General features: G+C 60.3%; 19 protein-coding genes. 10 read left to right on the top strand and 9 right to left on the bottom strand.

The annotated features are described in order from the left end of the window. Positions 1-85: 85 nt before the first annotated feature. From ACTQWD_RS01360 to ACTQWD_RS01380, 5 genes are all read right to left on the bottom strand, one after another. Complete coding sequence (locus ACTQWD_RS01360) at positions 86-832, bottom strand: energy-coupling factor transporter transmembrane component T family protein (protein WP_441554807.1); 747 nt, start codon at positions 830-832, stop codon at positions 86-88. After that, entirely contained in the window at positions 825-2,576 is a 1,752-nt protein-coding gene (locus ACTQWD_RS01365) for an ABC transporter ATP-binding protein (RefSeq protein ID WP_441559077.1), read from the bottom strand. Before ACTQWD_RS01365 ends, ACTQWD_RS01360 begins: the two co-directional genes overlap by 8 nt. 212 nt (positions 2,577-2,788) lie before the next feature. After that, on the bottom strand, positions 2,789-3,361 hold the full coding sequence (locus ACTQWD_RS01370) for a hypothetical protein (RefSeq protein ID WP_441559078.1): 573 nt from the start codon (positions 3,359-3,361) through the stop codon (positions 2,789-2,791). A 407-nt stretch (positions 3,362-3,768) separates the two neighbouring features. Continuing rightward, positions 3,769-5,574: a C69 family dipeptidase gene (locus ACTQWD_RS01375; protein WP_441559079.1), complete on the bottom strand. Its 1,806-nt coding sequence runs from the start codon at positions 5,572-5,574 to the stop codon at positions 3,769-3,771. 410 nt (positions 5,575-5,984) lie between these two features. Then, positions 5,985-6,902, bottom strand: a complete 918-nt coding sequence (locus ACTQWD_RS01380) for a diacylglycerol/lipid kinase family protein (protein WP_427718460.1) — start codon at positions 6,900-6,902, stop codon at positions 5,985-5,987. A gap of 98 nt (positions 6,903-7,000) precedes the next feature. On the opposite strand from ACTQWD_RS01380, the gene rnd reads away from it, so the two are divergent. The 7 genes from rnd (at position 7,001) to ACTQWD_RS01415 (ending at position 14,112) form a co-directional block, all read left to right on the top strand. After that, the gene (gene rnd, locus ACTQWD_RS01385; RefSeq protein ID WP_154517283.1) at positions 7,001-8,134 is read left to right on the top strand and encodes a ribonuclease D; all 1,134 of its coding nucleotides are present in this window, start codon (positions 7,001-7,003) and stop codon (positions 8,132-8,134) included. Between the two features lie 238 nt (positions 8,135-8,372). Then, positions 8,373-9,077, top strand: a complete 705-nt coding sequence (locus tag ACTQWD_RS01390; protein WP_427727878.1) for a zinc metallopeptidase — start codon at positions 8,373-8,375, stop codon at positions 9,075-9,077. A 115-nt stretch (positions 9,078-9,192) separates the two neighbouring features. Further along, positions 9,193-10,644 (top strand): exodeoxyribonuclease VII large subunit, encoded by a 1,452-nt coding sequence (xseA, locus tag ACTQWD_RS01395; RefSeq protein WP_441040950.1) that lies wholly within the window; start codon positions 9,193-9,195, stop codon positions 10,642-10,644. Positions 10,645-10,686: 42 nt separating this feature from the next. Continuing rightward, complete coding sequence (gene xseB / locus ACTQWD_RS01400) at positions 10,687-10,953, top strand: exodeoxyribonuclease VII small subunit (RefSeq protein ID WP_441559080.1); 267 nt, start codon at positions 10,687-10,689, stop codon at positions 10,951-10,953. 155 nt (positions 10,954-11,108) lie between these two features. After that, complete coding sequence (locus ACTQWD_RS01405) at positions 11,109-11,444, top strand: histidine triad nucleotide-binding protein (RefSeq protein ID WP_035137921.1); 336 nt, start codon at positions 11,109-11,111, stop codon at positions 11,442-11,444. A 147-nt stretch (positions 11,445-11,591) separates the two neighbouring features. Further along, on the top strand, positions 11,592-12,770 hold the full coding sequence (locus ACTQWD_RS01410; protein ID WP_006234305.1) for an acetate/propionate family kinase: 1,179 nt from the start codon (positions 11,592-11,594) through the stop codon (positions 12,768-12,770). Positions 12,771-12,933: 163 nt separating this feature from the next. Next, positions 12,934-14,112 (top strand): acetate/propionate family kinase, encoded by a 1,179-nt coding sequence (locus ACTQWD_RS01415; RefSeq protein WP_441536195.1) that lies wholly within the window; start codon positions 12,934-12,936, stop codon positions 14,110-14,112. A 556-nt stretch (positions 14,113-14,668) separates the two neighbouring features. Here ACTQWD_RS01415 and pta read toward each other — a convergent pair. Next, on the bottom strand, positions 14,669-15,649 hold the full coding sequence (gene pta / locus ACTQWD_RS01420; RefSeq protein ID WP_441540627.1) for a phosphate acetyltransferase: 981 nt from the start codon (positions 15,647-15,649) through the stop codon (positions 14,669-14,671). Positions 15,650-15,880: 231 nt separating this feature from the next. Between pta and glf the strand changes: the two genes are divergently transcribed. Together glf and ACTQWD_RS01430 are read left to right on the top strand one after the other, a co-directional pair. Further along, complete coding sequence (glf, locus tag ACTQWD_RS01425; protein ID WP_441559081.1) at positions 15,881-17,083, top strand: UDP-galactopyranose mutase; 1,203 nt, start codon at positions 15,881-15,883, stop codon at positions 17,081-17,083. Continuing rightward, positions 17,076-18,107, top strand: coding sequence for a glycosyltransferase family 2 protein (locus tag ACTQWD_RS01430; RefSeq protein WP_441559082.1), 1,032 nt, complete (start codon positions 17,076-17,078; stop codon positions 18,105-18,107). Before glf ends, ACTQWD_RS01430 begins: the two co-directional genes overlap by 8 nt. A gap of 373 nt (positions 18,108-18,480) precedes the next feature. Here the strand turns inward: ACTQWD_RS01430 and ACTQWD_RS01435 are convergent, their stop codons facing one another. The 3 genes from ACTQWD_RS01435 to ACTQWD_RS01445 form a co-directional block, all read right to left on the bottom strand. Then, positions 18,481-19,482, bottom strand: coding sequence for a P1 family peptidase (locus ACTQWD_RS01435; RefSeq protein WP_441559083.1), 1,002 nt, complete (start codon positions 19,480-19,482; stop codon positions 18,481-18,483). Positions 19,483-19,582: 100 nt separating this feature from the next. Beyond that, positions 19,583-20,164 (bottom strand): Maf family protein, encoded by a 582-nt coding sequence (locus ACTQWD_RS01440; protein WP_441559084.1) that lies wholly within the window; start codon positions 20,162-20,164, stop codon positions 19,583-19,585. Then, positions 20,161-20,703: a DJ-1 family glyoxalase III gene (locus ACTQWD_RS01445; protein ID WP_427718432.1), complete on the bottom strand. Its 543-nt coding sequence runs from the start codon at positions 20,701-20,703 to the stop codon at positions 20,161-20,163. Before ACTQWD_RS01445 ends, ACTQWD_RS01440 begins: the two co-directional genes overlap by 4 nt. A 580-nt stretch (positions 20,704-21,283) precedes the next feature. Here ACTQWD_RS01445 and ACTQWD_RS01450 point away from each other — a divergent pair. Continuing rightward, positions 21,284-22,264: an EamA/RhaT family transporter gene (locus ACTQWD_RS01450; protein WP_441559085.1), complete on the top strand. Its 981-nt coding sequence runs from the start codon at positions 21,284-21,286 to the stop codon at positions 22,262-22,264. Positions 22,265-22,329 lie beyond the last annotated feature (65 nt).

Genomic DNA, 22,329 nt, shown 5'->3' on the forward strand with positions numbered 1-22,329 from the left:
GGTTTTATCTGGGAAAACAGTAAAGGCCTCGGCTCGTTTGTGCGAGCTGAGGCCTTTTGCATTTGTTGGTTGCTGCCAGCGATTGCTAGAACAGGAAGCCGATGGCGATAAGGGCGATGCTGACGATAAGTACGGCAATGTCCAAGCCTTTGATGGGGTAGCGCTTGTACGAGCTCGCACGCGTGCGCAGGTAGAAGCCGCGCTGCTCGGCGGCAAGCGCGGTGGCATCGGTCTTGCCCACGCTCGAGATCAATAGCGGCACGCACAGCGGCAGCATGAGCTTGAGTTTCTTGATGGGATTTTTGGTGTCGTATTCGACGCCGCGTGCAGTCTGTGCCTCCATAATGGCGTTCATCTCTTGGCCAAACACCGGCACAAAGCGCAGCGCCGTGGTAAAGGTGAAGGCATAGCGATACGGCACGTGCAGCACCTCCACACAGGCATTGGCAAGGTCGTTGAGCTTGGTCACCATGAGCATCAGGATGAGTGGCAGCGCTACGCCCAACAGGCGCAGACAGGCCTTCGAGCCGGTGATGAGGCCTTCGTCGGTGACGAAGCCCCACACCACGTTGCCATCGCGCATAAAGGCTAGCTGCAGCGCTAACATGATGAGTGCGAGCGGAATCAGCAGCTTGAGCAGCGAGAACAGGCGGTCGACGACGCCGGCGTAGGCTCCCAGCGCGAGCGTGAGCGCCAGAAATCCCAACAGCGCCACGTAGGTGTCGGACAAAAAGATACCAATGACGACGGCAGCGGCGAGACCCAGTTTGATGACGGGATTCAGACGATGCAGCAGCGTGTCGCCCGGCATATAGTCGATGACATTAACCACGGCGGACCATCTCCTCGGTAATGCGAACGATATCGGTGACCTCGCTCACCTGTGCAAAGGCGGGCGAGACGGAAGATGCCAGACGGCGTGAGAGTTCAATAACCTGGGGCGGTTCAACATGGGCACGCTGCATGAGCTCGATGTTCGAGAACAGCTCGTGCGTGCGGCCGTGATCGAGGATGCGACCGTCGGCCATCACCACGATGCGCTCGGCAAAGTCCGAGACGACTTCCATGTCGTGGCAGACCATGATAACGGCGCAGCCGCGCTCGGCCATGGTGCGCACCGTTTCCATCACGGTCATGCACTCGCGGTAGTCCAGGCCACTCGTGGGCTCGTCGAGCACCACGATCTTGGGCTCTACGACCACGACGGAGGCGAGCGCCACCATCTGGCGTTGGCCGCGCGAAAGGGAGAAGGGCGCATCGTCGGCCGGCAGGCCAAAGCGGTCGATGACGAGCTGGGCGCGACGTAGGGCCTCGGCTCGGTCGATGCCGGCAAGCTCTAGGCCAAAGGCGACCTCGTCGAGCACGGTGTCCTTGCAAATCTGGCGGTCGGGGTTTTGGAAAAGGGTTGCGACTTCGCGTGCGATGCGGCTCGTGGGAACCGATGCCGTGTCCAAGCCCGTAACGCGCACGCTGCCCGATGCAGGTCTAAGCAGACCCGTGAGCAGCTTGGTGAGCGTGGTCTTGCCGGCTCCGTTTTGGCCGACAATGCCCACGAGCTCGCCGGGATAGAGCGTCAGGTTGAGGTCGTTGACGGCGGCGCCACCATGGGGGTAGGAAAACTCAACGTGATCGAAGGCGAGCACGGGCTCGGCGTCTTTCGCATGCGGGCACAGCGACGGTGCGTGCGGGGAGCCTGCGGGCGCCTGAACGTCGCTGCTTGCGTGTGCGGGGTCGACGATGCCCGTAATCAGGCGTTCGGCCTCGTCGACATCCAGGCAGGGGGTGCCGCTTGCCAAGCCATCGGCTTCGAGGCTGTTGAAGATGCGTGTGACGCGCGGGCAATCGACGCCGATGGCGCGGAGCTTGTCGGTGTGCGCAAAGACCTCATGTGGCTCGCCTTGCAGCGCGATCTGGCCGTGATCGAGCACCAGTACGCGGTTGCAGTACTTCGAAAGCAGGGCGACCTTTTGCTCAACGACGACGATGGTGATGCCGAGGTTACGGTTTGCCTCGCGCAGCGTTTCGAAAACCAGTGTGGAGCTGACGGGATCGAGTGCCGCGGTTGGTTCATCGAGCACCAGCACGCGCGGGCGCATGGCGAGGATGGCAGCGATGGCCACCTTTTGCTTTTGGCCGCCCGAGAGGGTGGCTATCTCACGGTCGCGCAGGTCGCTGATGCCGACGGCCTTAAGCGTCTCGCTCACGCGCTGCTCGATCTGGTCATGCGGAACGCCAAAGTTCTCGAGGCCAAAGAGCATTTCGTCCTCAACGACCGAAGCGACCATCTGCGTGTCGATGTCTTGCAGCACGCTGCCGACGATCTGCGATATGTCGGTGAGCGAGACCTCGCAGGTGTCGTGCCCGTCAACGAACACGGAGCCAAAGAAGGTTCCGCTGTAGTGGTGGGGCACGGCGCCCGACAGGCAGGCGGTAAGTGTTGATTTGCCGGCACCCGAAGGCCCGATGATGCCGATGAAATCTTCCTTGTTCACGCTGAGAGAAACGTGGCTAAGCGCCTGCTCGGTCTGCGTGCCATAGGAGAACGAGACATCGTCGACGTTGATGATCGTTTCCATGGATACCTTTCATAGTCATTGGGGATGTTCTTACATGACTAGTCGTTTAAGAACATCCCCAAAAGCTCGTTGTTTGGGACAGTCTTTGGTGGTGAAGCACGGAGACGGCTTTACGAGGTGCCCCAGGTTGGCGCGAAAGAGGAGCGAAGCGTACTTGGGTACGCGAGCGACGAATGAACGCCAAGATGGGGTGGCTCGTAAAGCCGAGCGGGTTAGTTAAGCCTAAGGGCCTTCTGGATGGGCAGATAGAGCGCGCCGACCAGAATGGCGTTGAACACGGCGGTCATGGCGACGACGGGCAGCATGGCTGCGGCGAGTTCGCCCACTACGCCGAGCATGGCCATCTTGATGACCATGAAGATGACGCCCGAGACAAAGGTGGTCACGAACGTAGCGACGATGGCGACGGCAGGCTTAACTTGGCCATCCTTGGCGGCAGTGTTGACAATGACGGCCATAAGTATGGCGGCGATGCCCTCGGCGGCAAAATCGACAAACGGGGAGGTAGTGGTGATCTGGATTACGGCCGCCGAGATGAGACCGATGACGAGTGCCTGACCAATGTTGGGACGAACGACCAGGATGGTGAGGCAGAAGGCCGAGATGATGAACTCGGGGCTAATCATGCCGCCCGAGATGCCGGAGATGGCCTTGCCGACGGTGAAGTTGAGGATGAAGCCGGCGGCAAGCAGGATGGCGAGCAGGACAAGGGCGCGAACATCGAGTTTGCCGCGGTCAGCGGTCTGGACGGTGCGGGGCTGGGCGGCGGTGGTGTTCTGAGACATGGTGAAGGTCCTTTCAGAAAGGGGAGTGCAAGAGAAAAAGCGGAGGCGCGTGATGCGAATGCGATCGGGCTCGAGATAGAAAAAGGCCCCCGGTCGAAACCGGAGGCCTTCCAATCACCTAGAGCGCAAAAACAGGTGTGAGGGACTCACTGTCGACCGATCGTATTCGCATCACGCCACCACCAGTTGTTGAGAGACGTCATCGTGTTCTTCATGTTGGTGGCTCCTTTCGTGATGCCATGGCGCGGTCGCACCCAGTTGCTGTTGCGCTGCACTATAGCACAGCGAAGTGTGTGCAGGGAAATCTTTTTTGAAAAGAATTTCGCGGCGTTTCCCGCCGGTCGAATGGGCGGCTGGGCGGGCGGGCGACCTTGGCCATCCCGCCCGCACCTTAAGGTGTGGGGTTCTTAGGCCTTCTTGCGACGATAGAGTACGAAGCCGCAGATACCGATGACGACGACGGCGCCAACGGCCATGGCGGCCATGTTGTTGCCCTCGGACTTCTCCTCGGTGGCCTCTTCCTTCTCGACCTCGGGCTCGGCTACATCTTCATCGGAGAGGGCCTCGTCGGCGTAGGTGATGGACTCGACCAGGCAGTCGTTGTCGGCATCGTAGTCACTCGGGACGAACGCCTCGGAGAAGTCGCCCTTCTTGAGGTAATCGCGCATCTCCTCGAGCATGGCCTTGCACTTGACGTAGGTGTTCTTGGTCGCTGCCTTGCCGGCCTTGTTGGCCAGGGCGGTGCGGGCCTCGGTGCCCTCGGCAGCCTGCATGGCCTCGTCGACGGTCAGGTTCTGCTCGATGAGCTCCTTCTGCAGAGCGTCGAGATAGGCGCGGACGCCGGTGGCGCAGTTGTCGCGGTTTTCCTCGGCGAGCGTGTTGATGTCCATGAGGACGTAGTTGATGGAGTTCTCGGGCTCCTCGTTGTTCACGACGTCTTCCTCTTCACAGTGATCGAAGGAGACATCCTGATCGCTGAAGTAGGGGCTGACCTCGGTGAGCAGTGCGGAGTAGAAGGGAATAGCGACGGAGAACTCGGCGTTGGAGAGCATCTCCCACTGGATGGTCGCGATCTCGGGATCCATGCCCTGACGGATCTGGAAGGTGTGGATCTCGGTGTTGCGGTTGGAGCCGATAGCATAGGCGCCGTCGGTGTTGGCGTTGAGGCCGGCGACATTCTCGCCGCGAGCGGCGAAGCTGCGGATCATCTCAAAGGTGTTCCAGTCGGACTTGCCAGGCGTAAAGAACAACGGCTGCAGCTCGTGAACCAGAGCACCGGTCGTGGCGCGAGCATCTTCGCGCTCGTCCTTGACGATCTCGTAGTCAGTGCCCTCGGCAAGCGGAGCCATGAAGTAATCGCGACCCTGGATATAGCGAGACCAAGAATGCATGGCCTTATCGCTGATTTCCTCGCCATAGGTTGCGGCGACATCGAACTGGCCGTCGTCGAAGTACTTGGCGAAGCCCTTCTCTTCGGGCATGGTCTGAATGTCCTTGGAGTGGAGGCAGTTCTCGGTGTCGTCGAGGTCAACCTTGTAGTTAAGGTTGCCGATGTTGGGGTTGACCGAGGCGATATCGTCGATGAGCTTCATAGCGATCCACTGATGGCCGGAAAGGCCAGCGAACAGCCAGGTCTCGTTGTTGTCGGCGATGATGACCTGGTCGTTGGAGCAGATGCCCTGCTCGTCGACCAGGCTACCGAGGAGCTCGACGCCCTCGCGGGCCGTAGCGCTCTCGCCCAGGATGACGCTGGCGTAGTTGTACTCACCGATGCCGGTCTCCTCGGTGATGGGGTCGGCCTCCTCGGCCTTCTCGTTGTAGGAGGTGCTCAGCGTGGCAGAGCAGGAGACGCCCTTCTCGTTGATGCCAGCCTCGGAATAAGCGTCGTAGCGATCTTCCCACTGAGAGGGGTTGTCGCGAACGAAGGTGTAGCGGTAGGTCGCTCCCTTGGACTTGTACTCAAAGCCGGATTCGAGCGAGGTATACTCGCTGCCGTCCTTGTGCGCAGGCTCAATGCCAAAGTGCTTGATATAGCGCGTGCTAAAGTCCTCTGCGCGGCCGTAGTACGTGTTGCCGTCCGCCGTGAGCTTGCTGCCCATGTAGATCTGGGTGCAGGCGAGCGCCGAAGTCGGCATGGCCATAATGGCCGCTGCTCCGAATGCAAGGCCACAGCCAAGCTTCTTGAGCGTGTTGACGGGATGAGTAAACCTCATGATCCCTCCCAACTGTTGAGACGCCACAAAACTGTATGGAATCTCAGCTAATAAATACATCTACTAGCCTATAGGAAGTCTAAAGAGTATTCATCTATTTCGATGAAATTCTCGATGAGCGTCCTAAAATATGCGATGAGCGGATAAGAATACTCATTATGTAGCTTTACTTAAATAAAGGCACCCTGCAATTACTGTACCTGAATAAAGCGCCTTGCACAGGGCGCGAAGAAAAATCCCCCGCTGTTTGGCAAATGCATAAACAACGGGGGAGACGATGACTGGATGAATATCATACCAATGTGGAATTACTTCTTCCGGCGGTGGATTACGTTAATCGCGTAGCCCACGAGCATGGCCAGAACGATGACGATAAAGCCAATGATAGGGTTGTCGTTCACGGGGTCCTCCTATTTTCCGAGTGGAGAGAATTCGTCGACGATGAGGTCGAGGCATTGCGGAAGCGCGCGGGCGCCAAAGACACCGGAGTTGCTGGAGATGATCTCGCCATCGAACTGCATGCCCAGCGACGGCGTGCAGGTAATCTTGGCTTCCTTGGTCTGGATAATCTTAAACTGCGGGCGGCCGAGCACCTTGCCAGCGGGGTCGAGCGCGGCGGTGATCACCGTGGGGAGCAGCTGCACCGTGCGCACGGGTTCAATAACGACGATGTCGACCATGCCGTCGTTCATGCGGCAGTTGGGGAACAGGTTGATGTCGTTTTGGATGACTGAGGTATTGCCCGCCATGCAGCAGATGCCGTCGAGCTCCTCGACAATGCCGTCGTGTTCAATGGTAAAGTGCGCCACCGTGGGGTTGGGCGTGGCGAGCGCGGAGAGGAAGTAGGCGATCTCGCCAATGTCGTTTTTGGTGGGGGCGGCCTTCATCATGATCTCGGCGTCGAAGCCCGAGCCGGCGATGATGATAAAGCCGTGGCGCTTCTCGTTACCGTTCTCGTCGATCCAAAAGAGCTCACCCATGTCCACCTTGACCGTGCGGCCGGCGCGGCAAGCCTTGGCAAGCGCCGCCGCCTCGGGGGCATTACCGATGTTGTTAAAGAACAGGCAGGCCGTGCCGGAGGGGAAGATGAGCGTAGGGACACCGCACCCGCGCATCTGGTCGAGCACGTTGGAGACGGTGCCGTCGCCGCCCGAAACGACTACGCGGTCGAACTCACGAACGTCCGCTACCGCGTCCTCGGGCTCCATGCCATCGCCGATAAAGCGCATTACGACCTCGTCGCCGCCCTGTGCAAGAGCGTGCGTGAATGCGTAGATTTCATCGGAGCTGGGACCCGATGCCGGGTTGTGGATGATAAGGCAGCGCATACTTACGTTCCCGTTCTGTGACTAACCGAGTATAGTTGTAGGGCAATGCCGATATCCTACCCGTGTTTTTCGGGCCTAACCTTATTCGATGGGTTGATATGTACATTTCCACACATCAGGCTCTACTCGACTTTTGTCAGCGCGCTCGTGAGTTCGACGCGATTGCCGTCGATACCGAGTTTTTGCGCGAGCGCACGTTTCATCCGCGCCTGTGTCTGGTTCAGATTGCCACCCCTGCCGAGAGCGTCGCGGTCGATCCTTTGGTGATCGACGACTTATCGCCGCTGGCCGAGCTTATGGCCGACGAGAGCGTGGTCAAGGTCTTCCACGCCTGCTCGCAGGATATGGAGGTCATGCTCCACACCGTGGGCGCGCTGCCGCGACCGATTTTTGACACACAGGTCGCCGCCGCCTTTTTGGGCGAGCGCCAGCAGATTTCCTACGGCGCGCTCGTTCAGACGTTCTGCGGCGTATCGCTGCCCAAGACCGAGTCGCTGACCGATTGGTCGCGCCGCCCGCTGAGCGATAAGCAGATTGAGTACGCGATCGATGACGTCAAGTATCTGATCGTCGCCTATACCGAGATGATGAGCCGCCTGCGCGAGCTGGGCCGCGTGGACTGGGTGCTCGACGAGTTGCGCCCGCTGGCAGACGAGTCGCACTACCGCGCCGACCGGCATGAGGCATTCCGCAAGGTCAAGCGCATCAACTCGTGTAGCCGCCATCAGCTGGGCATTGCGCGCGAGCTTGCCGCCTGGCGCGAGGACCGCGCCGAGCGCCGCAACATCCCGCGCAAGTGGGTCATGTCCGACGATACGCTGCTGGCGCTCGTCAAGCGCAATCCCGTGCGCGTTGAGGAGTTCCGCAGCATCCGCGGCACCGATCAACTGGGGGAGCGCGATGTGGACGGCGCGCTCATGGCCATCAAGCGTGGCGCGAGCTGCCCGCACGATCGCCTGCCGCTCATGGTGCGCGGACATCGCCAGATCTCTCCGGAGCTGGAGAGCGTGACGGATCTCATGTACGCGCTCATTCGCCTGGTTGCCGAGCGTTCGGGCGTGGCGACCTCGGTCATTGCCTCGCGCGATGACCTAGCCGACTATATTGAGCATCCCGAGCAGAGCCCTTTGCGCGAAGGTTGGCGCTTTGAGCTTGTGGGCTCGCGCCTGGACGATCTGCTCTCGGGCAACATGGGGTTGACGGTGAAGGACGGCAAAATCGAGCTCCTGTAGGTATATGGTTACGCGGTTTTACCAAACCGCGTAACAGCTCGACGCTGCAAACGGCCGAGAGCGGCAATCTGACGTTCAATCGTCGCTCGCGTACCAAAGTACGCGTCGCTTCTCTTTCACGTCACCTTGCTCGCTCTCGGCCGTTTTCGCTGACATTGCCAAAACATCGATGCTGTCTCGTTGGCTGGGCGAGTGGGTAGAATGCCTCCAACGTGTAACTCGATTCGGAGGAATTCGCATGCCCTATTACTATGGTTATGGCTTTGGCATCGACCCGCTGTACCTGCTGGTCGTCCTTGTTTGTACGGTGCTCGGTCTTGCCGCGCAGAGCTATATCAACTCGACGTATAAAACCTGGTCCAAGGTTCGCTCGGACGGCGACACGGGCGCTGCGGTCGCGCGCCGCATGCTCGACGCCAGCGGTTGCAATGCCGTGGGTATCAAGGGCGTCGCCGGTGAGCTCACCGACCATTACAACCCGCAGGATAACAACCTGTATCTCTCGGATGCCAACCGTTCGGGCGGATCGGTCGCAAGCGTTGCCGTCGCCTGCCACGAGGCGGGCCACGCCGCCCAGCGCCAAAGCGGCTATGCCATGATGAAGGTGCGCACTGCCCTGGTCCCGGTCGTCAACTTTACCCAGAACACCTGGACCATCGTGCTACTCATGGGCCTGTTTATGAACATCGCGGGACTCACGACCCTCGCGCTGATCTTCTTCTCGTTTAGTGTGTTGTTCCAGCTGGTTACGCTGCCGGTCGAGATTGATGCCAGCCGCCGCGCCGTGGCGTACATCGAGCAGTCGGGGATGAGCTCCAAGCAGGTCAACGGTGCCAAGAAGGTCCTGACGGCAGCCGCGCTTACCTATGTTGCCGCAGCGCTCACCTCGATCATTCAGCTGCTCTACCTGATGGCTCGCTACAACAGAAACTCCAACCGATAACAAATTGGCTTGACAGGCGCCGCGTGGATTTGTGTCCCCGCGGCGCTGTACTATGTGTTGGACTTGAATTTGCGCAGGGCTGGAGCCTTTGTGCACGATAACGAAAGGAGGCTGCGTGGCAGGCTGGAATCTAACCGGCAATGCTGTTTCCGCCGAGTTTGACGGCTCGGACGATCAGGAGCGCAAGGAACTCAGCGTGAGCCAGGCGGTGGAGATCGCCGCCGGTGCACTCGATGCTATTCCGCAGCTGAGTGTCTTGGGCGAGGTCACGGGCTTCCGTGGCCCCAATGCCCGAAGCGGCCACTGCTACTTCCAGATTAAGGACGATTCGGCCGCCGTTGACTGCATCATTTGGAAGGGTGCCTATCTCAAGCGCACGTTCGATCTGCGCGACGGCATGCAGGTGAGCTTTAAGGGTAGCTTCAATCTCTATAAGCCCACGGGCCGCATGAGTTTTGTCGCTCGCTCGTTTTCGCTGGCGGGGGAGGGTCTGCTGCGTCAACAAGTGGCGCAACTGGCCGAAAAGCTGAGCCGCGAGGGCCTGATGGACGAAGCGCGCAAGCGCCGCATCCCGGTGTTCTGCTCGCGTGTGGCGGTCGTCACCTCGCTTTCGGGTGCCGTAATCGATGACGTCAAGCGCACATTGCGTCGTCGCAACCCACTCGTCGAGCTCGTTTGCGTGGGTGCCAAGGTTCAAGGCGAGGGTGCGCCGGCAGAGCTCATTGAGGGTTTGCGTCGCGCCGCTTCCATTACGCCGGCGCCCGATTGCATTTTGCTGGTGCGCGGCGGCGGCTCCTTCGAGGACCTCATGACCTTCAATGACGAGGAGCTTGCCCGCGCGGTGGCGGCTTGTCCTGTGCCCGTGGTGACCGGCATTGGCCATGAGCCCGATACCTCGATCTGCGACATGGTGAGCGATCGCCGCGCCTCCACGCCCACGGCGGCGGCCGAATCGGTGGCGCCGGCTATGACGGAGTTGGCCGACGTGCTTGAGACGCGCCATCAGCGTCTGGGCGCCGCGATGGCTTCGATGATCGGGTCGGATCAGGTCGATCTGGAAATGCTCGACCAGCGCGGTCGTCGTGCCTGGGACACCTATACAGCTCGTCTGGGCGACGCGCTCGATGCAGCCGCGTGCCGCCCGTGCCTCAACGATCCAACATTTATGGTCGAGCGTCGCGAGTCCGAGCTTGCCCTGACTGCCGATCGTCTGTCCGGCGCTGTAACGCGTTCGGTTGGGGCCTTCCGCTCCAACTTTGAGCGTCTGCCCGAGCGCTTGATCGCAAGCACCTCGGGGCTCGACGGCAAGCGCCATGCGCTCACGCTTGCGAGCTCCCGTCTGGAGCATCAGGGGCGCACGATGTTCAGCAAGCCCGCGTCCGACCTGGGCCGAGCTGCTGCGTCGCTCGATGCCTTGTCGCCGCTCAAGGTGCTTGCCCGCGGTTACTCCATCGCGTACAGCGAGGACGGTGTGGCTACGAGCGCCAAGACCTTTAAGCCGGGCGACGCTATTCGCGTGCGCATGGCGGACGGCAACGTGGCAGCAACCGTCAACGCGGTCGAGTAGACCTCGTTTCACAGTGATAGACCCTTAGGAAAGGAAACAGATATGGCAGAGAAGACCCCGGTCGAGCAGCTTACGTACAAGCAGGCCTCGCAGGAGCTGGAGCTCATCATCCGCAGCCTGGAGTCGGGCGACATGGAGCTCGAGGAGTCGCTCGAGAGCTATACCCGCGGCGTCGAGCTCCTCAAGAGCCTGCGTACCCGCTTGTCCGATGCCGAGCAGAAGGTCTCGGTGCTCCTGAAGGACATCGACGGCAACGACGTGCTCGCCGACGGCGAAGCCGCCAACACCGACGACAACCTTTCGTTCTAACCACCTCGCAGCCTACTTTGGGGTAGTCTTTTTGGGACGGGGCTTTTTTGACTACCCTTGCGCGACGGCTCGCCAGGTGCCTGCGCTTGCGAAAAAGTAGTCAAAATAGCCCCGTCCCAAAAAGACTACCTTGGTCTGCGAGAAAGGAACCAACCATGTGTGATTGCATCTTCTGCAAAATTGCCAACCACGAGATCCCCTCAACCGTCGTTTACGAGGACGATCAGGTCATCGCGTTCGACGACCTCAATCCCCAGGCGCCGGTCCACACGCTCGTAATCCCCAAGAAGCACTACAGCGACATCGCCGACAACGTACCTGCCGAGACCATGGGCGCCATGGCCCACGCCATTCAGGAGGTCGCCAAGGCCAAGGGCCTGGAGGACGGCTTCCGCGTCATCTCCAACAAGGGCGTCAACGCCGGCCAGACCGTCATGCACTTCCACATGCACGTCCTCGGCGGCAAGAACCTGGGCGAGAACCTCATCTGAGGACGCTTCTTCCGTGGGATGAGGCGAAAGCTTAGGCACCGATAACTTATATATCAACGCAATAAACCCGAGTGCGAGGGCGTTTGGGTTTATTATTGAAGCGTATGTAACCTGGCGGCGCCACACCGCCTGTTAGTAGGGAGACACATGAACGTTCTGGTCGTCAACGCGGGATCTTCGACCCTTAAGTATCAGGTCATCGATACCAAGTCCCACAAGGTGTCCGCAAAGGGCTCCTGCGAGCGCGTCTGCTTTACCGGCGGTACCTTCACCCACGCTGCCAACGGTTCCAAGAAGGTGACCGAGAACATCGAGTTCCCCGACCACAAGGTCGCCATCGAGGTCGTCCTGAAGGACCTCGAGGCCAACGGCGTCAAGATCGAGGGCATCGGCCACCGTATCGTTCAGGGCGGTTGGTACTTCGGCGATTCCTCCCTCGTCGACGAGGACGTCCTCGCCAAGATCCGCGAGGTCGCTCCGCTCGCCCCGCTGCACAACAACCCCGAGGCCAACGTTATCGAGTACTGCCTCGAGCAGTATCCCGACCTGCCCAACGTCACGGTCTACGACACTGCTTTCCACTTCAACATGCCCGAGGTCGCCAAGACCTACGCCCTGCCCAAGGACGTCTGCGACAAGCTGCACATCCGTAAGTACGGCGCCCACGGCACCAGCTACCGCTACATCTCCAAGAAGGTTGCCGAGATGACCAACGGCGAGGCTCGCAAGGTCGTCGTGTGCCACATCGGTTCCGGCGCTTCCCTGTGCGCTATCGAGGACGGTAAGTGCATGGACACCACCATGGGCTTGACGCCGCTCGACGGTGTCATGATGGGCACCCGCTGCGGCTCCATCGACCCGGCTACCGTGTGCTACCTGCAGCGCGAGGGTGGCTACACCTTCGACGAGGTCGACGAGATGATGAACAAGAAGTCCGGCCTTTTGGCTGTGACCGGCGGCAAGACCAACGACTGCCGCAACGTCGAGGAGCTCGCCGCTGCCGGCGACCCCGAGGCTCAGCTCGCCTTCGATATGTTCGTCTACAAGATTGCCGCCAAGGCTGCCGAGATGGCCACTTCCATGTGCGGTATGGACACCCTGGTCTTTACCGCCGGCATCGGCGAGCACGCTCCGGCCGTTCGCGCCGGCGTGGCCGATCGTCTGGCCTTTATGGGCGTTAAGATGGATCATGCCCGCAACGCCCTGCGTGGCGACGGCGCCTGGTGCCTGTCCGCCAAGGATTCCAAGGTCAAGATCTTCGTCATCCCCACGGATGAGGAGTTCATGATCGCTTCCGACGTCGAGCGCATCGTCAACGGCAAGTAATTGCAAGAGGGGAGGGGCTGGACGATCAAGTGCCGTTCGGCCCCTCTTTTGCGCTCGTTGGGCGATATGCTGATAGCTATTTATCAAGATATGATAACTTCTTATTAACATGCGGCCGCCTTAAGGGGTCTGCGTCGACCGTATTGCACTGCAAAGGAGTCTCATGAACGTACTTGTTGTCAACGCCGGCAGCTCAAGCCTTAAATATCAGCTTTTGGATACCGATACCCGCAAGGTTTTCGCCAAGGGCAACTGCGAGCGTATCGGATCGGACATGGGCGTCTTTGGCCACTCCGAGAACGGTGGCGCCAAGCAGACCGAGGAGGTCCCTTTCCCCGATCATCGCTCTGCTATCGCTCGTGTGCTCGAGGAGCTTGAGAAGACCGACTTTACGATTGATGGCATTGGGCATCGTATCGTTCAGGGCGGCTGGCACTTCGATGATTCCGCGGTCGTCGACGACGAGGTCATGGCTAAGATCCTTGAGGTGGCCCCGCTCGCCCCGCTGCACAATTACGGCGAGGCCGCGGCAATCGAATATTGCCGCGAGAAGTATCCGGAGCTGCCCAACGTCGCCGTCTTCGATACCTCGTTCCACATGACCATGCCCGAGGTCGCCTATACCTACGCGCTGCCCAAGGACGTGTGCGACAAGTACCACGTGCGCAAGTACGGCGCCCACGGCACGAGCCACCGCTATGAGTGGATGATGGCCAAGGAGATCCTGGGTTCGCGCTGCCACCGTCTGCTTTCGTGCCATTTGGGTAACGGTGCTTCGCTTGCCGCCATTGAGGACGGCGTGTGCCGCGACACCACGATGGGCCTCACGCCGCTTGACGGTCTGATGATGGGTACCCGCTGTGGTTCCATTGACCCGGCCACCGTGTGCTACCTCCAGCGCGAGGGCGGCTACAGCTATCAGGAAGTCGATGACATGATGAACAAGCAGTCTGGTCTGCTTGCCATCTCGGGCATCTCCAACGACGCCCGCGACATCCGTACACGCGCCTCCGAGGGCGACGAGCGCTGCCTGCTCGCCTTCGACATGTTCGCCTACAAGGCCATGCAGCAGGCCGGTTCCATGATCGCATCCATGGCGGGCGTGGACACCATCACCTTTACCGCCGGCATCGGCGAGAACGACTGGTCGATCCGCAAGGCCTTCTGCGACTGCTTTGAGTGGCTGGGCGTGCGCATCGACAACAACAAGAACCGCGAGGCCGTGGGCAACGGCCCGCAGGTCATCAGTGCCGCCGGTTCCGCCGTCACCGTCATGGTCATCCCCACCGACGAGGAATACATGATCGCCCACGACGTCGAGCGTCTGACCAAGAACAACTAACGCGCGCATTTGCATTTAAACGAAAGGCCTCCGAAGCAACAGCTCCGGAGGCCTTTTTTACTAGCAGAAGGACAGCGGAAACTCCATCCCGTTTCGAGCACAAATTCTGGGACACGCTTTCCGTTTGGGGCAGGTTGCGGAAAATGCGACCCACAACAAAGCAAAATTCCGTCCCGCAGTTTCCCAAACAGCCCCCAAGTGGAAGCTACATCCCACAATCCACCTTAAAACCGGGACACACTTTCCGGTGGGCCAGACATCGAACCGCAGCCAACATTTCGCATCCAAAGTGATTGCCGCCATCAACGTCTGCACTTTCAGCAACGACACCCATCCGTTCAGGATTCTCAGCTCCAGCTCGTAGCCAAGACGCCGTCCACTCCAGATCCCCTGAATGCTACGTGGCGGTAGAAGGCCGTACGGGCTAACCCCTGAAAACAATCCGCAGACCAGAAACGCCCCCGTTCGTAGCTCCGAAGGAGCAGAACGGGGGCGTTTCATTGGTCGAGGACGTTTTCAGGGGTTAGCCCGTACGGCCTTCGGGCGAGTGCGTGCGCTACTCAGCCATCTGAGCCTGGACGGCGGTGATGGCTACGACACCCACGATGTCGTCGGCAGAGCAGCCGCGCGAAAGGTCGTTAACCGGCTTGGCGATGCCCTGCAGGATGGGGCCGTAGGCGTCGGCGCCGGCGAAGCGCTGGACCAGCTTGTAGCCGATGTTGCCGGCCTCGAGGTCGGGAAACACGAGCACGTTGGCCTTGCCGGCAACGGAGGAGCCGGGAGCCTTGAGCTGGGCGACGTTGGGGACGATGGCGGCGTCGAGCTGCAGGTCGCCATCGATGGCGAGCTCGGGGGCCTTCTCCTTGCAGAACTTCACGGCCTCCTGGACCTTCTTGGCGACTTCGCCGCCGGCGGAACCCATGGTGGAGTAGGAGAGCATGGCCACGTGCGGCTCAACGTTGCCCATGAAGGTGGACCAAGAGTGAGCGGAGGCGATGGCGATCTCGGAGAGCTCATCGGAGGACGGGTTGATGTTGAGGCCGCAGTCGGCGAAGATCAGCGTGCCGTCGGTGCCGAACTGCGGGGTGTCGGTGCACATCACAAAGAAGGCCGAGACCAGCTTGGTGCCCGGGGCGGTCTTGAGGATCTGCAGCGCGGGGCGCAGGGTGTCGGCGGTGGAGTGGCAGGCGCCGGAGACCAGGCCATCGGCATCGCCCATCTTGACCATCATGGTGCCAAAGTAGGTGGCGTCCATCACCTGGGCGCGAGCCTGCTCGATGGTGACGCCCTTCTTGGCGCGGAGCTCGGCAAACTTCTGCGCGTACTCCTCGTGCTTCTCGGCATTGCGCGGGTCGATGACGGTAGCGCCGGGAACGTCGATCTCGTCGGGGTTGCCCAAGATGACGATCTTTGCCAAGCCCTCCTCGATGATCTTGGTAGCTGCGATGATGGTGCGCGGATCTTCGCCCTCGGGCAGGACGATCGTCTTAAGGTCGGCCTTGGCGGCAGACTTCATACGGTTTAGGAAATCGCTCATGTTACTCCTTACAAGCGTTTCGCTAAGCTCCAGGCGTCCGGCTGTCCACGAATAAACCCGCTGCTAGCGGGTTTACCTTTCAAATATGTACGCCGGGGTGCTTGAGCTTTCCTTGTGTGGCAAGCTCATTATAGGACGCATTAGCGCTATAATCGCTCTGATAAATATGTCTCGAAGAATGTTCGAGAAAAGCCCAGCTAACGAGCCTGTGGCTTTTGACAAGGAGTATCGATGCAGATTACCTCAGGCCTGCCTGAAGGCTTTAACGCCGGCGCATATGACATGATTGTCGTCGGTGCCGGGTATGCCGGTGCCGTTTGTGCCCGCCGTCTTGCCGAGACCATCGGCTATCGCGTTGCCGTTTTGGAGCGCCGTGGCCACATTGCGGGCAATGCTTACGACTGCTTTGATGAGGCCGGGATCCTGGTCCACGAGTATGGTCCGCACATTTACCATACCTTTAACGAGCGCGTCCACAATTTTCTGTCGCGCTTTACCAAGTGGACGGACTACCAGCACAAGGTGCTCGCCAACATCAACGGCACCCTTATGCCCGTGCCCTTTAACCACGCGAGCCTCAAGCTCGCCTTTGGCGATGAGCGCGGCGAGGAGCTGTATCAGAAGCTCGTGGAGACCTTTGGCAAGGACGTCAAGGTGCCCATCATGGAGCTGCGCAAGAAGAACGACCCGGATCTTGCCGAGGTCGCCGATTACGTCTACGAGAACGTCTTTTTGCATTACACCATGAAGCAGTGGGGCCAGACGCCCGACCAGATCGATCCCTCGATCACCGGCCGCGTTCCCGTCTTTGTGGGCGACGATGACCGCTATTTCCCGCAGGCTCCCTTCCAGGGCATGCCGCAGGGCGGCTATACCGCGTTGTTCGAGCATATGCTCGACCACGATCTGATTGATGTGTTCTGCGACGTGGATGCCCGCGACCTCTTTGAGATTGACGAGACCACCGTCAAGATCGACGGCAAGGTCTATGGCGGCGAGATCGTCTACACCGGTCCGCTCGACGAGCTGTTCAACCTCGACTTGGGCGCTCTGCCGTACCGTACGCTCGACATGAAGTTCGAGACGCTCGATATGGACCAGTTCCAGCCCGTGGGCACCGTCAATTACACCACGAGCGAGGATTACACGCGTATCACCGAGTTCAAGAACATGACTGGTCAGGTCCTGCCCGGCAAGACCACCATCATGAAGGAGTATTCCAAGTCCTATACGCCCGGCTCGGGCGAGACGCCCTATTACGCCATTCTGGAGCCCAAGAACCGCGAGCTCTATGAGCGCTATCTTGAGCGCGTCCAGAACCTGACGAACTTCCACCCGGTGGGTCGCCTGGCCGAGTATCGTTACTATGATATGGATGCCGTGACCAACTCTGCCCTCGATCTTTCGGATGAGATTATCGCCTGCCATGCATAAAGTCATATCATTCGGTATTCCCTCGTATAACGCCGCCAAGGACATGGACCATTGCATCACCTCCATTCTGGAGGGGAGCAATTACGCCACCGATATCGAGATCATCATCGTCGATGACGGTTCCATGGACGAGACGGCAGCTAAGGCCGATGAGTGGGAGGCGCGTTACCCCGGTATCATCCGCGCGGTGCATCAGGAGAACGGCGGCCACGGCATGGCCGTCCTCTCGGGCCTGCGCGAGGCGCAGGGCACCTACTACAAGGTCGTCGACTCGGATGACTGGCTCGACGGTGCGGCGCTTTCGACCATGCTTTCGATTCTGCGTGGCTTTGAGGAGCGCGACCAGCGCGTCGATCTGTTTATCTCGAACTATGTGTACGAGAAGGTTTACGAGGGTACGCATACCGCTATTGGTTACAAGTTTGCCCTGCCGCGCAAAAAGATCTTTACCTGGGACCAGATTGGCCATTTCCGCCCGGACCAGAATTTGCTCATGCACAGCCTGTGTTATCGCACGGATGTGCTGCGCGCGTCCAATCTGCCTATGCCGTCGCACACGTTCTATGTCGACAATATCTACGCCTATGTGCCGCTGCCGCGCTGCAAGACCATGTACTACGCCGACATCGACCTCTATCGTTACTTTATCGGTCGCGAGGGCCAGAGCGTCAACGAGGCCACGATGGTCAAACGTCTGGACCAGCAGTTTCGCGTGACGCGCATTATGATGGAGGCGTTCCATCTGTACAGCGATGTCGAGTCGTCGCGTCTGCGCGCGTACATGATGGGCTATTTCACCATGATGATGGCAATTTGTTCGGTGCTAACCAAGCTTTCCGATGAGGATTGCGCCGACGAGCGCCTGACGACATTGTGGAGTGATTTGAAGGCCTACGACGAGCGTATGTATCGTCGTGCACGCTACGGTGTGGTCGGCTTCTTTACCAACCTGCACGGGCGGGCTGGAGACAAAACCACACTCGGCCTATACCGTCTTGCCTCAAAGATCTTCAAATTCAACTAGCTGTTGAGTAATCGCTGCTGATAGGTTGACTGGGCCCCTTGGCCTTTAGTTTGCTACTGCGAACAGTCCTGCTCGCACGGAAAGCACATTAAGTGCTTTCCGGCTCGTGCGGAACTTGTATCAAACTAAAGGCCAAGGGGCCTTTGCTATAAGAATCGATTGTCAGGCTGCCTGAATTTGAAGATCTTGGACGCGCGGTACACAGGGGCCTAGGCTGAAAGAGATCTTGTTGAGTAGGTTGCCCGGTTGGTCTTGGTTATGTTTGTCGCGAGTTCCGCACGAGCCGAAGAGCACTTAATGTGCTCTTCGTGCGAGCCAGGACTGTAGAGCAGCAAACATAACCAAGACCAACCGGGCAACCGGGCGAGCTAGTTTACTTCGCAACGCCGGGGATGCCGTGGGATGTTTTGGCGGTTTTGGCTCCGTTTACGATGGCGGTTTCCAGGGCCCTTACGGCGAGCATGCCCAGCAGGTCTAGGGGAACGGCGGCGCTTGCCTGGCTGCCCAGCTTGCCGCTGGCAAGGGTGTAGATGGTGTCACCGTCGTTGGTGGTGTGTGTGGGGCGGATGGCGTGTGCATAGGCGTCTGCGGCCATCTGGGAGACCTTGGTGGCCTGGGCCTTAGTGAGCTCCACGTTGGTGACGATGCAGCTGATGGTGGTGTTGGTGCGGTCGAGTGGCATTTTCATAGAGCCGGCGGCGGCAAGGGCGGCGAGCTCCATGTCGACGATCTGGTCGCTATCGGCTGCGGCGCGCATGCCGGCCACCCACTCGCCGGTGGTCGGGTCGACCACGTTGCCACAGGCGTTGACCGAGACCACGGCGCCCACCTTGACGGCGCCCAGTGCCACGGCAGCAGCTCCAAGGCCAGCCTTCATGCAGGTGGCGGGCCCCATGAGCTTGCCTACGGTGGCGCCGGTGCCGGCACCTACATTGCCCTGATCGAGTGTGGTGGGGGTATGGTCGAGCGCCTCGCGCACGGCGGCGATACCGGCCTTAATGTCGGGACGCACGGTGGGATCGCCAAAGGCGAGGTCGAAGATGCAGCTGGAACAAACGATGGGCACCTGCGTGGGGCCGACGGGCAGGCCGATGCCGCGGCTCTCGAGTTCGCGGGCCACGCCGCTTGCCGCTTCGAGACCAAAGGCCGAACCACCCGAAAGGCAGACGGCGTGGACCTTATCGACGGTGTTCTCGGGACGCAGCAGATCGGTCTCGCGCGAAGCGGGAGCGCCACCACGTACGTCAACGCCGCCGGTGGCACCCTCGGGCGCCACGATTACGGTGCAGCCGGTACCGGCCTCCTCGTCTGTATAGTTGCCAAAGCAAAAGCCATCGACATCGCAAACGTCAATGGCTTCGAGCAGTGTGTCCATGTTTTCTCCTATCGGTTTTCCGCCGGGCCTTATGCTCGGTCGGGATCCGTACGGTACGGCAAAATTGTAGGCGCCGGGGGATACCCAGCGCCAGATGCAATTACGAGAGTTTTTGAATCGCGCGTGCGACGCGAGCGATGGGTAAGCCCACCACGTTGTAGAAGTCGCCCGAAATGTCATGCACGAGCATGCGGCCGCCTGTGCCCTGGATACCGTAGGCTCCGGCCTTGTCCATGGGTTCGCCGGAGGCAACATAGTGCCCGATCTGCTCCTCGGTAAGCTCATAGAACGTCACGTCGGTCACATCGACAAACGACAGACTTTCGGCGGCATGCGGAGCTGCAGCGTCGCCGGCTTTAACGATGCAGACGCCGGTTGCCACCTGGTGCGTGCGGCCCGAAAGCTCGCGGAGCATGGTGCGTGCCTCGTTCTCGTCTGCCGGCTTGCCCAAAATTTGCCCGTCAAAGGTGACAATGGTATCGGCTGCGACAGTCAGTTCGTTGGGTTCGGCGTGCTCGGAGGCAACGGCAGCGGCTTTGGCGCGTGCCAAGCGTTCGACAAGCCTAAGCGGAGCTTCGCCATCAAAAGGTGTTTCGTCGATATCTGCGGGAATTACGCGAACGTCATAGCCCGCCTCGCGCATCAGCTCTATGCGGCGCGGCGATTGCGAAGCCAAAATCATAGCTGGATGCCCTCGGCAACCTTCTCGACGGCCTTGTCGCCGGCGAGTGTGCGCAGCAGCTCCAAGGCAAAGGGAAGTGACTGTGCCATGCCGCTGGCAGTGATGATGTTGCCGTCTTGCGTGACCTTCTCGCCGGTATAAGCACCCTCGGGGAAGCTCTTCTCAAAGCCGGGGAAGCACGTGGCTCGGCGTCCCTCGAGCAGACCAAGCTCGCCCAGGATAAACGGGGCGGCGCAGATGGCGGCAACGTGCTTGGTTGCGGCGAACTCGCAGACTACATCGCAGACACGCTGGTCGGCGCGCAAGTTGGTGGCTCCGGGCAGGCCGCCGGGCAGCACGATGCAGTCGTACTCCTCAAAGTTGATTTCGTCAAAGAGCGCATCGCAGGTCACGGGAATCTGCAGCGAGCTCACGACCTCGCGTGTGGGCATGATCGAGACGAGCGTGGCGCGCACGCCGCCGCGACGCATGACATCGACCATGGTCAGGCATTCAATAGTTTCAAAGCCATCGGCGGCGAGAACGGCAACGCTGGGCATGAGGGTTCCTTTCGTAAGGCGGCATACAATTAGCCGTCTTATACCCCGAAGACCTATGCTTGCCACGCTCGATTTCCCAATGTTTAAAAAGGGACGGGGCTATTTTAGCTACCCTCACCCATCCTCAACAATCTCAATCTGTAACATCTAGACCCACTTTTGACCCCTAACTGTTACAGATCAAGACAAACGGAAACCGCCCCGACAAAACGTCTAAATCTGTAACATCTACGGACCAAAACCGGGTCTTACTGTTACAGATCGAGACAGTCCCCAACGCACCGCCCCGTTCGGGGAACGACCGCCGCAGGTACGGCGGGCAGAGACTCACTTTTTCTTCGGTTTTTCTTGACGGAATCTCACCTGTTGTAGTATTTTGTCTCAGTCTAAAAACGCGTGGACTTTTCTGGGCGCTAGCCACCTTTTTGCCACGCAACCGAGCAGTCGGTTGCGTGGCTTTTTTCGTCTTGGCAGCAGGTGCCACATGCACCGCCAGAAGACCGCACGAGCCCACCTTCCGACTGCAGGGAACAGACGCACGAGACGTGCATCTGCAAGACAGCAGACGGAAGGGAGCCTAATGGCAGGAACAAACACAATCAAGCAACAGGCCGCCGGGGCAGGAGCCACGGGCGCGGGACAGGCCAAGGCTGCGCTCCAGGTCTTTGCGGGCGGCGCCTGCTACGGCGCGATGGCCACGACCTACAAGCTCGCCTACGCCGCGGGCTTCACCTCGGCGCAGGTGGTGGCGAGCCAGGCGTGGTTCGGCTGCCTCTTCTTCGCCCTCGCCACACTCGCGGGCCACGCACTCGGGCACCGCTGGCAGCGCGTGGGCTGGAAGCTCGCCCTCAAGCTCATGGGCCTGGGAGCCCTCACCTGCCTCACCTCAATCCTCTACTGCTACGCCATGAGCGTGCTGCCCGCCCCGGTGGCGCTCACGCTCCTCTTCCAGTTCACGTGGCTGGGGCTCCTGTGGCAGACCGTCATGACGCGCCGACCGCCGAGGGCCCTCCAAGTGGTCTCCGCCCTGGTCATCGTCTTCGGAACGGTGTTCGCCAGCGGCGTTTACAAGACCGGCATCACCGGGTACGACCCCGTGGCCCTGCTCTGCGCGCTGGGGGCGGCCGTGTCCTGCTCCCTCTTTGTCACCCTCTCCGGCAAGGTCGAGGCCCCCTGCTCGTCCGAGCAGCGTGGCGTCATCGTATGCGCGGGCTCCGTGGTCATGTCGCTCACGGTGTGCCCGGACTACGTCGTCTCGGGCGTCCTCGCCCAGGGCATCCTGCCCTTTGCCGTCATCGCCGGCTTCTTTGGCATGCTCTGCCCGGTCCTGCTCTTCGGCATGGGCTCTCCGCACCTGCCCGCGGGCCTCTCCACTGTCATGGCCGCCGCGGAACTCCCCGCCGGCCTGCTCATCGCCATGATCGTCCTCGGCGAGCCGCTCGGCGTCGTCGAGTGGCTGGGCGTCGCCATCATCCTCGCCGGCGTGTGCCTGGCGCAGGTCCCCTCCCTGGTCGGAGGCCGGGAGGCACGTCGCGCCGCCGCAGGACAAGCCGTCAGCTAGTCATCCCTTCACAGGCGGCCCGCGCGCATCAGGGAAAGGGCCACGGGCCCGGCGCGTGAGGTCGC

This window comes from Collinsella sp. LCP19S3_B6 (genome assembly GCF_052121815.1).
Classification (GTDB): domain Bacteria; phylum Actinomycetota; class Coriobacteriia; order Coriobacteriales; family Coriobacteriaceae; genus Collinsella.

Excerpts from the sequence above, each read along its gene's own strand:
- ACTQWD_RS01365 (WP_441559077.1), bottom strand. The coding sequence starts at position 2,576 with ATGGAAACGATCATCAACGTCGACGATGTCTCGTTCTCCTATGGCACG.
- ACTQWD_RS01370 (WP_441559078.1), bottom strand. The coding sequence starts at position 3,361 with ATGTCTCAGAACACCACCGCCGCCCAGCCCCGCACCGTCCAGACCGCT.
- ACTQWD_RS01375 (WP_441559079.1), bottom strand. The coding sequence starts at position 5,574 with ATGAGGTTTACTCATCCCGTCAACACGCTCAAGAAGCTTGGCTGTGGC.
- ACTQWD_RS01380 (WP_427718460.1), bottom strand. The coding sequence starts at position 6,902 with ATGCGCTGCCTTATCATCCACAACCCGGCATCGGGTCCCAGCTCCGAT.
- rnd (WP_154517283.1), top strand. The coding sequence starts at position 7,001 with ATGTACATTTCCACACATCAGGCTCTACTCGACTTTTGTCAGCGCGCT.
- ACTQWD_RS01390 (WP_427727878.1), top strand. The coding sequence starts at position 8,373 with ATGCCCTATTACTATGGTTATGGCTTTGGCATCGACCCGCTGTACCTG.
- xseB (WP_441559080.1), top strand. The coding sequence starts at position 10,687 with ATGGCAGAGAAGACCCCGGTCGAGCAGCTTACGTACAAGCAGGCCTCG.
- ACTQWD_RS01405 (WP_035137921.1), top strand. The coding sequence starts at position 11,109 with ATGTGTGATTGCATCTTCTGCAAAATTGCCAACCACGAGATCCCCTCA.
- ACTQWD_RS01410 (WP_006234305.1), top strand. The coding sequence starts at position 11,592 with ATGAACGTTCTGGTCGTCAACGCGGGATCTTCGACCCTTAAGTATCAG.
- ACTQWD_RS01415 (WP_441536195.1), top strand. The coding sequence starts at position 12,934 with ATGAACGTACTTGTTGTCAACGCCGGCAGCTCAAGCCTTAAATATCAG.
- pta (WP_441540627.1), bottom strand. The coding sequence starts at position 15,649 with ATGAGCGATTTCCTAAACCGTATGAAGTCTGCCGCCAAGGCCGACCTT.
- glf (WP_441559081.1), top strand. The coding sequence starts at position 15,881 with ATGCAGATTACCTCAGGCCTGCCTGAAGGCTTTAACGCCGGCGCATAT.
- ACTQWD_RS01430 (WP_441559082.1), top strand. The coding sequence starts at position 17,076 with ATGCATAAAGTCATATCATTCGGTATTCCCTCGTATAACGCCGCCAAG.
- ACTQWD_RS01435 (WP_441559083.1), bottom strand. The coding sequence starts at position 19,482 with ATGGACACACTGCTCGAAGCCATTGACGTTTGCGATGTCGATGGCTTT.
- ACTQWD_RS01440 (WP_441559084.1), bottom strand. The coding sequence starts at position 20,164 with ATGATTTTGGCTTCGCAATCGCCGCGCCGCATAGAGCTGATGCGCGAG.
- ACTQWD_RS01445 (WP_427718432.1), bottom strand. The coding sequence starts at position 20,703 with ATGCCCAGCGTTGCCGTTCTCGCCGCCGATGGCTTTGAAACTATTGAA.
- ACTQWD_RS01450 (WP_441559085.1), top strand. The coding sequence starts at position 21,284 with ATGGCAGGAACAAACACAATCAAGCAACAGGCCGCCGGGGCAGGAGCC.